This window comes from Ignavibacteriota bacterium, assembly GCA_016218045.1.
GTDB lineage: Bacteria > Bacteroidota > Ignavibacteria > SZUA-365 > SZUA-365 > JACRFB01.
The window spans coordinates 176,836-191,404 of record JACRFB010000001.1 but is presented as its reverse complement, the minus strand read 5'-3'; the positions used below and the strand labels follow the sequence as shown (position 1 = coordinate 191,404).

Here is a 14,569-nt window from a genome sequence, read left to right as displayed (position 1 = left end):
CCGTTCATCTCACTTCCGAGGAATGGCTCGATTCGCGCGAGGAATTCGCTGACTCCTGTTCACGCGCTATGGCTGCATAGGCAAGCGTGAGTCCGGCCAGAGACCAGAAGTGCATCTCGTAAACCTGATCGAGCGTGGCGCTCATGAGGAAATACGACATCAGTGCCATCATACATCCGAATAATAGCATCCTGCGTGCATCATCGCGGGACCTGCGGAAACTCGTCCACAATGTCCGCATCAGGGCACCGTAAAAAAGCATCGCACACAGGAAGCCGACGATTCCTGTTTCGGCGAGTAATTTCAAGTAGGTGTTGTGGCACGCCTCGCTTGGGTGTGTGTGGAGGGTGTTTTCACGGAAGCGCCCGAAGACGATTTCGAAATTTCCGAAACCGATGCCAAAGAGCGGTGTGTGCTGCGCCATGCGCCATCCAACCTTCTGAATGTCCGTCCGTTGATTAACGGACGGATCCTTGCCGCCGACAGCACCGGAGACACGATCGGAAACGGAGACGAGCGTCATCAGATTCTGACCGAGGTTCGTGGCGAAGAGAACGATGACGACGGAACCGACGCTGATAAGCAGCACAGAGAGAAGCAACCGCTTGATGCCTGTGTATTTCCAAACGTACAGAACGAAACCCGCGCCGATAATCATGAGCGCGAGGTAGCCCGCTCGCGAGACCGTTAGAATGATCCCTGAAAAAAAGAGGAGCGAGAAAAAGGCCATCACTCTCTTCCAACGCCGGTTGCGTTCGACCGTTGCAAACGCGAGTGAGAAGCTCATGACGACGAGCAAATAACATGCGTAATAATTCGGATCACCAAAGAGTATGTTATAGGTGCGACCGCCCGCCATGCCCATCATCGTCTGGTACTGAAGCGACAACACGATGCCCTGTACCGTGAAGAGTGCGGATACGGCGATCAAACCTCGAAGAAGCCCAATGATGAACTTTTCGCTGTTGCGACGAGCAAGCACGTCGTACACAGCGCCCATGACGAGAACACCGAGCAAAATCTGTGCAAGTCCACGCCACACCCACTTCATTTCGGTGGCATTGATCATCGAGGGCACGAACGAAATCAACATCACAAAACCGAGCAGGATGACAGGATGACGTTCGATACGAAACGCGCCGACAATAAGACCGCGCCAGAAATACAGCAGAAGGAACCAGATCGCATAGAAATCAAAAACACCGAAGCCGGAGCCGATATCGAGCCCGAGTCCAGCGCGGTGAAACGGAAGCATCAAGATTAGGACGGCGAGACTGTTTCGTTCAGATACAGTGCTTCCCGCAAGGAGCAACGCTGCGACACCGATCAACAGAACGAGAGGATCCGCCCAGAATAACAGTCCGAGCAGTGTTGCCGCGATGGCAATTGGAAGCCATCGCACCAGTTGGGTCAGGTCGTATGTGGGAGCTGAACTGTTCATGCCGTGCGACGATGTAAAAGCGCTCGCACCGTCGGCCCGATCTCCGACATTTCTCGGGTGATAAAGAGGAATCCGGCGTAGGCCCCGGCGAAGAGAACGGCCTTTGCAATAGGGATGCCAAGAAGCGCATACCTGCTCATACTCTCCGTCTGCACGACGCGGCCGAGCACAAATACGAGGGCGATGGTGATTGCGACGGGTGTTGCCACAATCACTGCATCGCGAGCGATCTGACGTGGTGCACGGGAACATGAATGCAGCGTCAGGACGAAAGTCGAGAGGCCGTATACTCCATAGAGCACAGAGGTGCTTATGGCAAGCCGGTGCATGGGCGACAAAGAGATCGGGAGCAGGATGTAGAGTATAGCCGCAGTGCCAATCGCGACAGCTTCGAGGAACAACAGGGGCCACGACCGGCCCATGATCATCAGAGCAATCACAGGTAGTGATGCCAGCGCCATGAACGCAATACCGGGCGTGAGAAGACTCATAACCCCGAGAGCTTCGCCATACTTTGGCAGTCCGATGCCGACAACTGCTTCCATACCGAAAAGGACGAAGGCGGTGATGGGTGGAATCATAAATGCCACTGCGCGTGATCCGCGAAGGAAGAGTGGGGCGACATCCGCGGCGCCACCCGCGCCATATCGTTCGCCAAATGTCGGAATCAGGACGTCTCGCAATCCGTGTGATGTCAGCACTGGAAGCAGCATGATAGTCGTGGCGAAACCATACAACGCGAATTCACGGCTGCCGAGGACGATTCCACCCGCGACCCGGTCGATGCTGATGATCAGGAAGTATGCGGTGTACGAAACGAACAACGGCAATCCCGCGACAAATAATGAGCGGAGACGCATCCGGTCCCACTGCATGCGCCGCTGCGCATCCACACGGATGTGAAGGTAGAACGCCATTCCAATGGACGCGCAAAGGTGCGCGACAAATGCCCCTGCGAGCCCAAACATCCAGCCGAGGCCCACAACCAAGAATGCGCGCGCAATGTCGCTCGCGGATTCGGAGATCCCCAGGACTGCAAATTCCTTCCGCGTTCGAAAAATCATGAGGTGATAGCGACCGACTTGATCCACAATGATCGTTGCGCTGATGACGAGAAGAACCAGTGCCAGAATTCCGGCGTCGTACTCGCCGACAACACCACCCCGTAGGTAGAGTAATGTGCTCCCAACCGCCGCGATGATACCCGCTCCCGCCGCGAGTGAGATAATGCCTGCGAAGAGCATGCGCGCGGTTGATTCCGCGCCCGGTATGTCTCCCGCGCCACGCAGACGGGGGATCTCTACGTCGCCAGCAAGTCGCAAACCCAAGTGCACCTGATCCGCGTACTGCAATACAAGCAAAAAAAGAACCCAATACCCGAATTTTTCCGGACCGAACATCCACGCAACAAAAAGGTTGCGCGCCATGCCGAATCCCAGGCTCACGTAACGTGTGCCTGAAACGATGACAGTATTGCCGAGTATGCCCCTGCTCATCCGCGCGGGGTCGGACCGAATACCCGTATCGGATGGCATGACCACTCCGCGCATTTCATTTCCGGCGCTCGTAATCCTGGCTCAGCGCTCGCGGAGAAGGCGCTTAAACGGACCGGCGAGAAGGACGAGACGCTCGTATTCTTCCGGTCGCACGGCTTTAATATCCTTCAATCGTGTCGCAAAGATTGCGATAACAATTGTAAGAATCAGCGAAAGCCCAAAAAACACAAGCGTGATGATCATGCGTTTCGGTGAGATGTGTCTTTCTGGAACAACCGGAGGATCAACAAGCAGCAAGGTGGATGTTGTACGCTGTTCCTCGATTTTTGCCTGTTCATACATGGGCAGCAAAACTTCGAAAAGTTTCTGTTGGACCATGAATTCCCGGTACAGGCGAATGATCTCAATGCCTTGGCCAGGGACTTGCGAGAGTTGCTGGGTCAGTTCCTGAAGCTGTGCTCGTGATGTTTGGAGCTGCGGATTGTCGACGCCGAGCGCGCGTTCGAGGTATCGAACCTCGTATTCCTTGAGCATCTTCTGGGCAAACACATCAGCGTACGCGCTCACGGCCGTCGAGGCCTCGGAAGGGAGTGCGATAACGCCGTGCTTCTCCTGATACTCCTTCATCAGAGTCTCTGCGAGTCTCAGGTCGGCCCGGTTCTGGTCCAGCCGTTGGCCGATATACTCCCGGTTTTCCGCCGCTTCGCGCACAGCCATGGAACGTTGGAGAGAATCGATTGTGCTTACAAGGAACGAGACGAGCTTGTAGGCGAACTCCGCTTCCTTGTCCTCCGCGCTGATAGTGATCGTACCTTCTTCGTTGACCACGTAGTCCATATTGCCCTTCAGCGCGTTGACAGCGGCCCAACCTTCCTCCGTGTTGTAGCGCCGCTTCAGGTCCATGCGCTGCACAGTTAGATTCAGCAGCGCATTGCTCTTGAGGAACGACACATAGCCGTATAGATCCGGGGTCAAACCGCCGCTGAGAGCGCGCAACGGACTGAACTGTCGCATCAGCGCGGAAGACGACATGTTCATCAGGTTCAGAAGATTCGAGTTCTTCGGAGGCATGATCGTGGCGCTGGAGCGGTACGTCTTCGGCAGCACAAGACTCACGGCTGCCGCGAGTACCGTAATGGCAATGACATTGAAAAATATGAAACGTTTCCAGGTGCCGAGTATAAGAAGATACTCGATGAAACCGCGTTCAGGCAGAGGTGCCTTGGGTGTTTGCATGAGGTTCGGACCGCGCGGCGATGGTTAGTTATTGGTGACTTGGAAAACGAGAATACCGACCGTCGCGGCGGCGGTGAGAAAGGTGGAGATGTCGCGAACGAGCCCGAAATAGTAAGACACGTCGTACGGAATATTCTTCGGCACCCAGATCTGATCGCCGGACTCAATCTCCGTCTCATCAGACTCGACCCACGCCAGCGTACCACGCTTGATCACGCGTGTGTCGCCTTCCTCGGCCATCTCCGTCATGCCGCCCGCTGCTTCGATATAGTGTTCCAGCTTCGCGCCGGGCACCCAGGGTTGATAACCGGGTCGGGCAACCTGACCATCGACCAGCACAGAACGTCTATCCGTTGGGACCGATATCAGATCGCCATCTTCGAGTAGAATATCGCTTGTTTTCTCTCCTGCTGCTATCTTGGCGACGTCGGCACGCACCGGCACGCGGCCCTCCCGCAGAAGCTGAACATAGTATGCCGAATCCACCATGTTGAATTGAGCAGCACGCCACGACCGCGCCACCTCGTAACGGGGCGAAATTCCATTGCCGAGCCGCTGCACTTTGCGGAGCACGATGGCTCCCTGGGGCAGCGCGTCTGGTGCAAGGCCACCCGCGCTGCGAAGCAGTTCCGAGAGCGTCGTGTTCCGTGCGGAAATCGGGTATGTGCCGGGGAATTGCACCGCTCCCTGAATGGATGCAGAGTAGTCGCGCCGTAGATCCGAGCGGCGTTCCACAAGCACGCGGTCACCTCGCTCGAGTACGCGATCGTCGGCACCGCCGTTCAGAACTGCGGCTAGCTCGTATCTGCCCTCGCTCGACACACGCCCATCGTCAGCAAGCCGTGATATGCTGACATACCCGGACGCGGCGGGGGTCACACCACGAGCAATACGAATCAGCGATGACAGTTTGTCGCCCGTGGAAAATTCATATTTGCCGGGTGCGTTTACCGCACCTTGAATCGACAGATAGTCGCGTTCGATATCGAGCGCTGGAACGAAAATCACATCTCCATCTCGAAGCGGCGGATTATACGAATCGTCGTTCGTTGCTTCGTACATCGCCAAATCCACTCGCACTGTATCGCGGGTCCTTCTTAGAAGCAGAATATTCCGCGTCGATGCCTTGTCGTATACTTGTAGGCGCTGCTCAAGCTTCGGGGTTTTTACTTCGTCGCCAGGTTGTGGATCGAGAAGAGTCTGGGCGGGCAGCGACATTGTTGCCGCTGGAATCGTCAGGAGTGCGCCCAGACGGAACACACGCTCAACCCTGTCCACCGCAGTCGCAGTGTACGTGCCGGGGGCGATGACACTTCCGCGCAAGGATACAATGAAAGTCCGAGGGGCCGTAAGTGTTACTGTGATCTCGCCCATTGTGTACCTGGAGCGGACACGGCGCTGGACTTCGTTTTTTACCTCGGTCAAAGGTTTACCCGCAACCGGGACTTCTCCGACGCTCGGAATTATTAACGAACCCTCCGGACTGACAACCAACTGAAGTTGGAGCATCAATGCGCCCCAGATGCCGACTGTGAAGATGTCATTCGGGCCGACGACATAAGTCTTCGGATCGATCGGGCCATCCATCGGAGCAACAGGTACGGCAGACATGCCGTCCTTCTTTAACGAGCCGGCATCCTGAAGGCCTGTCTGTATCGGTGATTTGGTGCCTTGACCCTGCGTCTGTGCGCTTCGATCTCCGAATTGCGCAAGAAGCGGGGCAGGCAGGAGCAGCACCGCTAGCATACATACCGCTCGGAAAGAGTAGCTACCGCGCGCCGCGTGAATCTGAATCATACGCCTTACTATGGGAATGGAAGACTTCGACGGACCGTTCTCCATGTTGGACTCCTGCACGGAGGCGCCGTGGGGACTCCCGTCGGTTGATGGGGCGGAACCCGGACAAATACTGGTCGAAAAACAGGAGTTCCTTTGCCACAATTTACAATGATAGCGCACTAGCGCTTTCCATCCAATGAGGATGCGTGTTTTTGCACCGGAAATGGAAACACCTTCACTGGGCGTGCGCCCTTCAAAGTGGTTTCGTTGCGTGTGTCAACCTAACCTTGGTGTCGATGTATGTGGCGCAACCGTGTGCTCTTCGCCCTTGACGTGGGATTTTGTATTTTTCTCCTCTTGTCAATCTGAATAAGGATTACCTTGATTTCACGATTTCTCGAGGAGCTCCGCACCCGTGTGCTAGTTTTCGATGGAGCGACCGGCACGAATTTGCAACTGCAGAATTTATCCGCGGCGGATTTTGGCGGGCCGGATTTTGAAGGATGCAACGAATACCTCGTAAAAACGAAGCCCGAGGCGGTCGAGCGTGTACATCGCGGCTTTCTCGATGCTGGTGCCGATATTATTGAAACGGACACCTTCGGTGCGACGAGTGTGGTTCTCGCAGAATATGGACTGGAGGGACAGGCCTACGAACTCAACTTTCTGGCCGCACAGATTGCGCGGCGTTTGGCAGACGAATATTCCACGAACATAAAACCTCGCTTTGTTGCCGGGTCGGTGGGCCCAACTACCAAACTGCCTTCTCTGGGGCATATCGGTTATGTGGAAATGCGCGACTCTTATGCGGAACAGATCCGCGGCCAGCTCGATGGTGGATCGGATCTGCTCTGCATCGAAACATGCCAGGACCCTCTTCAAACCAAGTCCGCACTTTCCGCTGCGAGAAAGGTGTTCGACGAGCGCGGTGATCGCGTCCCCGTCATAGTATCGGTGACAATTGAATCGATGGGGACCATGCTGATGGGTACAGAGATATCCGCAGCACTGGCGATTTTCGAGGCATACGACATCGTCGACGTATTCGGCATGAACTGCGCGACAGGGCCCAAGGAGATGGAGGAAAACCTGCGCGCCATTTGTGACGTTTGGGAAAAATCCATATTCCTCATGCCCAACGCGGGATTACCTGAAAACATTGGAGGGCAGACCTGCTACAAGCTGACGCCTGAGGAGATGGAGCGGTGGATGCTGCAATTCGTGGAGTCGTACGGTGTCAATATCATTGGCGGGTGCTGCGGTACCACCCCCGAGCACATCGCTCGGCTCGCCGCGGCGGCAATACATGTGCGTCCCGCTTCGCGCGCTCCTCGACCCATTGCGTCCGTTTCGTCCCTCTACGCGCCAGCCCCGCTTCGGGTGGATATCCCGCCCGTGCTTATTGGAGAGAGGTGCAACGCCAACGGATCGAAACAATTCCGGGAACTGCTGCTGGCAGAGGATTACGATGGCATCGTCGCGATGGGCAAGGAGCAAGCGCGCGAGGGTGCGCACGTCCTTGATATCTGCGCGGCATATGTCGGTCGCGACGAGGTGCGCGACATGGTGGAAATCGTGCGGAGATTTAATACACAAATACCCCTGCCCCTGATGATCGACAGCACGGAAGTGCCCGTGATCGAGGCCGCTCTGCAGCATTGCGCTGGCAGGGCCATCGTTAATTCGATCAACCTCGAGGACGGTGAGGAAAAGGCGGCGAAAGTTCTTCGTCTCTGCCGTGAATACGGTGCCGCTGTAGTCGCGCTCACAATCGACGAACAGGGTATGGCCAAAACCTCCGACCGCAAGGTGGAGATCGCCACACGATTGCGCACCCTCGCGGTCGAGACCTATGGGCTTCGTGATGAGGACTTGATATTCGATACTCTGACCTTCACACTCGGGAGTGGGGACGAGGAATTCCGTACTTCCGCAATGGAAACGATGGACGCCATTCGTCGGATCAAGAGACTTTTTCCACAATGTCATCAAAGTCTTGGTGTCTCGAACGTGTCCTTCGGATTGACACCGCGCGCACGCCATGTGCTCAATTCGGTGTTCCTCCATCATGCAATCGAGGCGGGACTCGATATGGCCATTGTCCACGCCAGCAAGATCATGCCGCTGTATCGTATTGACGAACGTGGCCGCGAGATCGCACGCGAACTCATCTTCGATGAAAGACGCTGGGATCAACACGCATCCTGAACAAGGCGGATCAGAGGTGCGTGTGTAGCTGAAATTCATCGCCGCCCCGCGCGTCGTAATGCGGATTCTTTCAATTCACTTCATTCAACTGGTACACGATGAAACTCGTTACGTATACGACCAACCAATCCCATCAAAGAGTCGGTGTGCTTGTGGATTCCTGGATTCTCGACCTCCAGGCAGGCCACACCATGCAGCGGTATGACATGAAGGAGGGAGACGACCTCCTGCCAGGAGAGATGATTGCTCTTTTGAAAGGCGGCGAAGAGTCCCTCGCTACCGCAAGGAAGGTTGTGGAATGGTTCGTTGAAAAGGGGATGCCTGCTTCTTTCCACCACACACAACTCGCCGTGCCCGTGGCTGATGTCACGTTGTGTGCTCCCGTCCCCAGGCCAGTCTCCATGCGTGATGGATACGCTTTTCGTCAGCACGTGGAAGCTGCACGCCGGAATCGGGGCGTGCCAATGATCGAAGAGTTTGACCTGTTTCCGATTTTCTATTTTACCAATCACATGGCTGTGACCGGTCCGGGCCCGGTACACGTTCAACAGCTTCATTGCGACAAGCTGGATTTTGAACTGGAAGCTGCGATCGTTATTGGCAGAGAAGGAAGGAACATATCCGCATCTCATGCGGATGAGTACATTGCCGGGTATACCGTAATGAACGACTGGAGCGCCCGCACGCTTCAGATGGAAGAAATGAAATTGAGTCTCGGTCCAGCAAAGGGAAAAGACTTTGCCACATCAATAGGCCCCTGGCTTGTCACGCGTGATGAATTGTCTCATGCACGCATACCCGGCGAACAAGGGGAGCGTTACGATTTGGTAATGACGGCGCACGTAAACGGAACGGAAGTGAGCCGGGGCAACCTGAAGGATATGACATGGACTTTTGCACAAATAATCGAGAGAGCATCGTACGGTGTCACACTGTATCCCGGAGACGTTATCGGATCAGGAACTGTTGGAACTGGCTGTTTCCTCGAACTAAACGGTTCGAAAGTGTATGATCCCGCTTGGTGGTTGAAACCGGGTGACAACGTCACCTGCGCCATCGACTGTCTCGGCGCTCTTACAAACACACTGCATTTAACAACGTAAAAGCCCCTGCTGGACACACAAACAGCACACAGAACATGCGCTCATTCTCACCGGCCGACCACCCTGTTCCTCTTGTCCACCAACTGTTGCTCAGTGGAGTGGCTCCGCGTCCCATCGCTCTCGTATCCAGTATTGATGCGGATGGCCGACACAACCTGTCACCATTCAGTTACTACAATGCATTCGGCGCGAATCCACCTGTTATCGTCGTGTCACCTGCGTTTCGGGCTTCGAATGGCGTACCGAAACACACCTTTCTTAATATTATCGAAACGGGTGAATTCACCGTCAATGCTGTAAGTTTTTCCATGGTGGAGCAGATCAGTCTCGCATCCTCGGACTATGAGCGCGGCATTGATGAATTCGATAAAGCGGGCTTCACTAAAAGAGATTCAAGTCTTGTCCGGCCTCCGGGAGTTGCCGAATCACCCTTTATCATGGAATGCCGCCTCCTTCAGCATGTCTCAACCGGCGGCAGACCCGGCGCAGGTAATCTCCTCATCGCGGAAGTGATGATGTTCCATGTCAAAGAATCCGCATTTGAGAACGATGCGATTCATCCCCGCCGATTGGATCTGGTGGCTCGGATGGGAGGGAACTGGTATTGCCGGGCAAATGGTGAAGCACTTTTTGAGTTGGCCAAACCGAGACAGAATGGTATCGGGATGGATCAACTCCCGTCCCACATTCGAACAAGCACGGTGTTTACCGGAAACGACCTCGCAAAACTCGCGGGGATATCATCGCTGCCGGATGTCGCCTCCATCCGCGGGGAATGGCAGCGCGATCTTCTTCGCCTTGGAGCGGGATCGAAAGAACCCGACGATCTCGACACCGAACTGCGCATGTTGTCCCCGCGCGCGGCCCTTCTCGCTGTTTTCCGGAACATTGTGAATAGAACAACACGAACAGATTCGATTTGTGCTCAACTGCAACGCATCTCGCGGGCATTTCTTGCAGAGGGCGATCTTGATAGCGCATGGGCCTGCGCTCTGATGTCCGATCCCGCTATGATCGACTCTCTGAAGGCAACGTGACCGCCAGTCTCGCCTCTCGTGGTCGTCGTGGCTGTGTTTGACGTTCTGGCAGACAAGGACACCCGGATGCTTGTTTCACGTATGTGTTCCGGTGCGCAGCCGATGCAGAGATCCTCATGTAATTCTCTGCGATGTTGCGTATCTTTCCATGGACGAGACCGCCTTCGCTCTACAATTGAATCCCCGAGGATGATACTCATATGAGCACGCCCACAAATCTGCTCGACGAAGTGCTGGACTCCTGGTACGAAGTCCGGAAGGGACTGATCAGGGAGATCCAGAACATTCCGCCTGCCCGTTTTACATTCCGGCCGACCCTGGAAACGCGCAATGTAACCGAGCTGATGCAGCATGTGCTCGAAGTGGCGATCACGACCGTGGAAGAATTGTTGCGTGAGGACACGAATTTTCACCGCGTCCCGTACATGCAACTGCTCCGGAGCTACGCACCAAACATCCACCGTGCGGACACGCAGGAAAAGCTCATCGATCTTCTCGTCGAACAATACAAGGACGCTTCGTTGCGTATTCGCAATGCAGGCGAGCTGTTTATGCTGCAACTTGTAACCAAGGTAGACGGAGGGAAGGCAACTCGGTTTGCAATGCTCCAAGACGCCATTGCGCATGAATCCTACCATCGAGGGCAGATGACAGTTTTTGTGCGCCTGTTAGGGATCGTTCCCGCACTTACTCGCGACCAGGAGTTGCCGCCACTCCCGACTTTCAGCAGTCAGGGATAATCGTGCCGGATCCGCAAAGAGCGGATCAGCTTCGTTGTACCAGATGGTGAGTACGAGACGCACAGTCTCGCACCGGCGATGCCCCGATTGCGCGGCTGGAGAGTACCTGTGTCCCTCAGCCACACAATGAACCGGCGGATTCCAGTTATCGGTTGACTACGAGTGGTATCGCGCGTGTTGCGCCCATGTTATCCGTTAATCGCACGAAGTAAAGTCCGGTGGACAGAGACCCGGTTGCAATTGTTACGGTGTGAGATCCCGCCTCCCGGCTTCCGAGAGGCAGAGCGGCAACTGTGCGGCCAAGTGCATCCGTAATGTGAAGAATTTGATCCGATGCCGTGGCCTGCCTGAAGCTGATCGATATTGTTGCAGCATTCGACAGCGGGTTCGGGTAGAGATCAGTGATCTCAAATGCCGCAGATCCCTCGGGCGCAGATGTGACACCAAGAATAATCGGCGCCGTGCCGCCGGCGTCCCTGTACCGTTTGGCCCATTCCTGTAAATATTGCCTTGCAACGTCACGATTGTGTATCCCGAGCGTATTTTCGTTGTTTGCGAACTCGGCTGCATTCGACCAATTATGCGACCCAGTGATAGTGACCGGATCGGCCCCGGGGGCGGTATGGTCAACGTCGATAAGTGCATACTTATGATGCAGCAGTCCGGGAAGGTTCTTTTTCAACCAGACGTCCATACCGCCATTTTTCAGGGCTGTGTATTTCGAACCCTGGTCACTGCTGTTGTCAAACACCCCTCGCACTGTTTTTCCCGCTGAGCGTATGGTTGTCAGTGTAGTCGCCAAATCCTCACGCGTGAAGGTCAGGATGGCGAAGTAGACAGATGCTGCTGCTCCGGCAAACGAGGAACGCAAGTACTCGGTCGCACGATCGCTTGGACTGAAAAACGACTCGATCATCGTCCCGCGCACATTCACTCTATGGGGAGTATTGTCGGATTTTCGAATACCGAAACGGGAGACACCACTATTCGGCGTGTCGGACGTGGATCCCCACATTTCCTCAAACTCCCGTGTGTATACCATGGCGAGGGCCTGGTCCTGCACTTCAACCACATTCTGTGCATCAGCATTCGTCCCCTGATCAGTCACATTCCACGATCCGGTGATGACCCAATCGTCTGTGTCACTCGAACGGTCCCGCGCGTCGATGATGATGAACTTGTTGTGCATCAATCCCGCACCCGCGTTCACCCGATCGTACGAATCGAGGATGACGGGCACATCCTGTCGTAACGCGGATACCGCGGCTGATGAAGCGTTGTCGGATTCGAATATCGCGCGCACCTTTACACCGCGGCGCGCGGCGGATCGAAGCGAGGCAGCCACATCGTCGCCGGTCATGCCGCTGAAGCTGTAGAGCGCCAGATCAATGCTGTATTTTGCTGCATCGATCCGGTCCAGGAGCTTGTTCTTGAGATCCACACTCCCTTGAGCGGGAAGCGGAGGGTAAATGGTCTGATCGACACTCTGATTGAAATAGACGTTGATGGTCCCAGTGGAGGTTGCAGAGGCGGTGACAACGTACTGTGGTTGTGCAAAACTCGTATCTCCTGCTGCCACACTGTACGCCTGCACGCGGTAAATTGTGCCCGGATTCAGACCTGAGAGTGTCACGCTGTTTTCCAATCTGCTGCTGCTGCCCGTTGCTGTCCCGAGTTCAACGCCTTCCGCTGTTTCATACCGGACATATGCGGCAGCGGCAAGGCCAGTACGCCAATCAAGCGTCATGCCGCTCGTAGTGATGTCCCGTTCGACGGGGAGTTGGGTGAAGTGCGGGCCTGTCGCAATAATGTCAGATCCCCGCCGTGGCATGAGTTGGTACCCTCCGACGAGAGGCGGAGCAGCTTGAAATTGGCCCAGCACACCTACGATGTCGAAACTGCTCGCAGGCGCGGGACTGTTTACAAAATTCACGTCCTTATCGATGCGCACGTCCATCTCGCCGCTGGCATCACGCAACTTATAATTGGTTCCTGATCCGGTCACGTTCCAGGAGTTTGTATTTACAGTGACGTTGTTCAAACGGATGAGCTGACCTTCATATTTTTCCAGCCCGCCTCCACCGTCTTGAAGGATATCGGTAACACGGAGCACGAGTGGGGATGGATTCCCGCCTGCTCCAACACGTTCATGAATCACAACTTCGGTCAACTCTGTCAGTCCGTTGAATTGTGTCACTTTGCCGCTGATCGTCACCTCGTCGCCGATGACGACGGAGTCGGAAAAGTTGAAGTCGTACACTGCAATCCCGCCGGTCACATCCTCCAGGAAGGAAGGACTTCCGAGTTCCTTCGCGCAGGTGACGATGCCGTTGACAGTGACGAATTGATTCAGGCGAAGCGGCACTCCCGTGCCATCGTTCTCTCTCGCGGTGGAAATTGGAATCGGTCCCCCGAGAACAACGATTGTCGGCTGCGTCTGCACCGGGAGAAACGATCCGCCCGCCGCCCTGGAGGAAACAGTGTAGGTGAGAGCGCCTGTTATGGATGGCATTCGTTGAGAGCGTAGTGTCACTATCCCGGAATCCGCAGAGAAGGAGAGCCCTCCAAATAGTACTGTATCATCAACCACGTCGATGGAAGCACTCATCGTTGAACCGAGTGAAACATCTGAAGCAGTGCGCGACCATGCAACACCGGCAGGGATGGCGATGCGCAGATCCACGACCGATTGTCCCGATGCCGGAATAAAGACGATAGGCACATCTCGTATTTCGTCGACTTTTACGAATTCGAGCGTCGTGTAGGATCGGCCGGATCCGTCCGCGGTCTTTGGTTCAGCAGGGCTAGTGCTGTTCTGTGGATTCCGTCCGCCGTTCTGAACGAGGAAATCCGCCGAATTGTTGTTGCTGTTCCACGCATTCCCGGCGAATTCCTCCGCGCCACCGGCAGCCATTGAAGACGCGGTAGATGATGCCCCGGCCTTGCGCTCAACGCTGTTGTTATTCGCCTGCTCTCCGTGATTCGGGGCAGGAGTCACTTTCGGATCATTTCCAGACCCGTATCCGACCCTGTCGATCTCCGCGTTTGCGGCATCGACGATGCGGATGTTGCCGTTGTCCGCAAATCCCGACCCTGTCCAACTCGCGTCAGCAGCAGGTGGCCCAACCCATGAAGACGGGGCGATAAGGAAATAGGAATTGCGGCGAATCATCGTGCCTGCTGCAATCGTCGCGACAGTGTTGTAGGACGAACCGGACGCTGAGCGGTACTGCAGTTTCCATCCGCCAAGGTTGACATCCGCCGATGTGGGATTGTACAGTTCCACAAATTCGCAGGCGGTATTGCAATTCCCTGCACCGCGTGTTGCAAACTCGCTGATGACAACAGTGGTGGCTTTTTGTGCCGAAACGGCTGCGCCGAGGAAGAGAAACAGTAATGTTGCGCGAGACAGAAACATGGTACGTCCTTTTTCGATCGTGTAATTCCCGAAAGATACGGAACGGATGACCGACAAATGAACTCTCCGCTGTCCAGATTTTCAGCTCTCCGACATTGAGCGTACTTTTGC

General features: G+C 55.3%; 9 protein-coding genes. 4 read left to right on the top strand and 5 right to left on the bottom strand.

Annotation, left to right across the window (positions count from 1 at the left end; genetic code table 11):
- Positions 1 to 4: 4 nt before the first annotated feature.
- Genes HY962_00770 through HY962_00755 form a run of 4 tightly spaced genes read right to left on the bottom strand, consistent with a single transcriptional unit; the run spans position 5 to position 5,919 of the window.
- Positions 5 to 1,441, bottom strand: a complete 1,437-nt coding sequence (locus HY962_00770) for an O-antigen ligase family protein (GenBank protein MBI5645435.1) — start codon at positions 1,439 to 1,441, stop codon at positions 5 to 7.
- Positions 1,438 to 2,976: an oligosaccharide flippase family protein gene (locus HY962_00765; protein MBI5645434.1), complete on the bottom strand. Its 1,539-nt coding sequence runs from the start codon at positions 2,974 to 2,976 to the stop codon at positions 1,438 to 1,440. Before HY962_00765 ends, HY962_00770 begins: the two co-directional genes overlap by 4 nt.
- 42 nt (positions 2,977 to 3,018) lie before the next feature.
- Positions 3,019 to 4,173 carry a hypothetical protein gene (locus HY962_00760; protein MBI5645433.1) on the bottom strand — a complete coding sequence of 385 codons (1,155 nt, stop codon included), beginning with the start codon at positions 4,171 to 4,173 and terminating at the stop codon, positions 3,019 to 3,021.
- A gap of 24 nt (positions 4,174 to 4,197) precedes the next feature.
- The gene (locus HY962_00755; GenBank protein MBI5645432.1) at positions 4,198 to 5,919 is read right to left on the bottom strand and encodes an SLBB domain-containing protein; all 1,722 of its coding nucleotides are present in this window, start codon (positions 5,917 to 5,919) and stop codon (positions 4,198 to 4,200) included.
- A 414-nt stretch (positions 5,920 to 6,333) separates the two neighbouring features.
- Between HY962_00755 and HY962_00750 the strand changes: the two genes are divergently transcribed.
- The 4 genes from HY962_00750 (at position 6,334) to HY962_00735 (ending at position 11,040) form a co-directional block, all read left to right on the top strand.
- Complete coding sequence (locus HY962_00750; GenBank protein ID MBI5645431.1) at positions 6,334 to 8,160, top strand: homocysteine S-methyltransferase family protein; 1,827 nt, start codon at positions 6,334 to 6,336, stop codon at positions 8,158 to 8,160.
- Positions 8,161 to 8,258: 98 nt separating this feature from the next.
- Complete coding sequence (locus HY962_00745; protein MBI5645430.1) at positions 8,259 to 9,263, top strand: fumarylacetoacetate hydrolase family protein; 1,005 nt, start codon at positions 8,259 to 8,261, stop codon at positions 9,261 to 9,263.
- A gap of 35 nt (positions 9,264 to 9,298) precedes the next feature.
- Positions 9,299 to 10,300, top strand: a complete 1,002-nt coding sequence (locus HY962_00740; GenBank protein ID MBI5645429.1) for a flavin reductase family protein — start codon at positions 9,299 to 9,301, stop codon at positions 10,298 to 10,300.
- 200 nt (positions 10,301 to 10,500) lie between these two features.
- Positions 10,501 to 11,040 carry a hypothetical protein gene (locus tag HY962_00735; protein MBI5645428.1) on the top strand — a complete coding sequence of 180 codons (540 nt, stop codon included), beginning with the start codon at positions 10,501 to 10,503 and terminating at the stop codon, positions 11,038 to 11,040.
- 145 nt (positions 11,041 to 11,185) lie between these two features.
- Here HY962_00735 and HY962_00730 read toward each other — a convergent pair whose 3' ends face one another.
- Positions 11,186 to 14,458, bottom strand: coding sequence for a lamin tail domain-containing protein (locus HY962_00730; protein MBI5645427.1), 3,273 nt, complete (start codon positions 14,456 to 14,458; stop codon positions 11,186 to 11,188).
- Positions 14,459 to 14,569: the final 111 nt, after the last annotated feature.

Excerpts from the sequence above, each read along its gene's own strand:
- HY962_00730 (MBI5645427.1), bottom strand. The coding sequence starts at position 14,458 with ATGTTTCTGTCTCGCGCAACATTACTGTTTCTCTTCCTCGGCGCAGCC.
- HY962_00745 (MBI5645430.1), top strand. The coding sequence starts at position 8,259 with ATGAAACTCGTTACGTATACGACCAACCAATCCCATCAAAGAGTCGGT.
- HY962_00755 (MBI5645432.1), bottom strand. The coding sequence starts at position 5,919 with ATGCTAGCGGTGCTGCTCCTGCCTGCCCCGCTTCTTGCGCAATTCGGA.
- HY962_00770 (MBI5645435.1), bottom strand. The coding sequence starts at position 1,441 with ATGAACAGTTCAGCTCCCACATACGACCTGACCCAACTGGTGCGATGG.
- HY962_00740 (MBI5645429.1), top strand. The coding sequence starts at position 9,299 with ATGCGCTCATTCTCACCGGCCGACCACCCTGTTCCTCTTGTCCACCAA.
- HY962_00765 (MBI5645434.1), bottom strand. The coding sequence starts at position 2,976 with ATGCCATCCGATACGGGTATTCGGTCCGACCCCGCGCGGATGAGCAGG.
- HY962_00735 (MBI5645428.1), top strand. The coding sequence starts at position 10,501 with ATGAGCACGCCCACAAATCTGCTCGACGAAGTGCTGGACTCCTGGTAC.
- HY962_00760 (MBI5645433.1), bottom strand. The coding sequence starts at position 4,173 with ATGCAAACACCCAAGGCACCTCTGCCTGAACGCGGTTTCATCGAGTAT.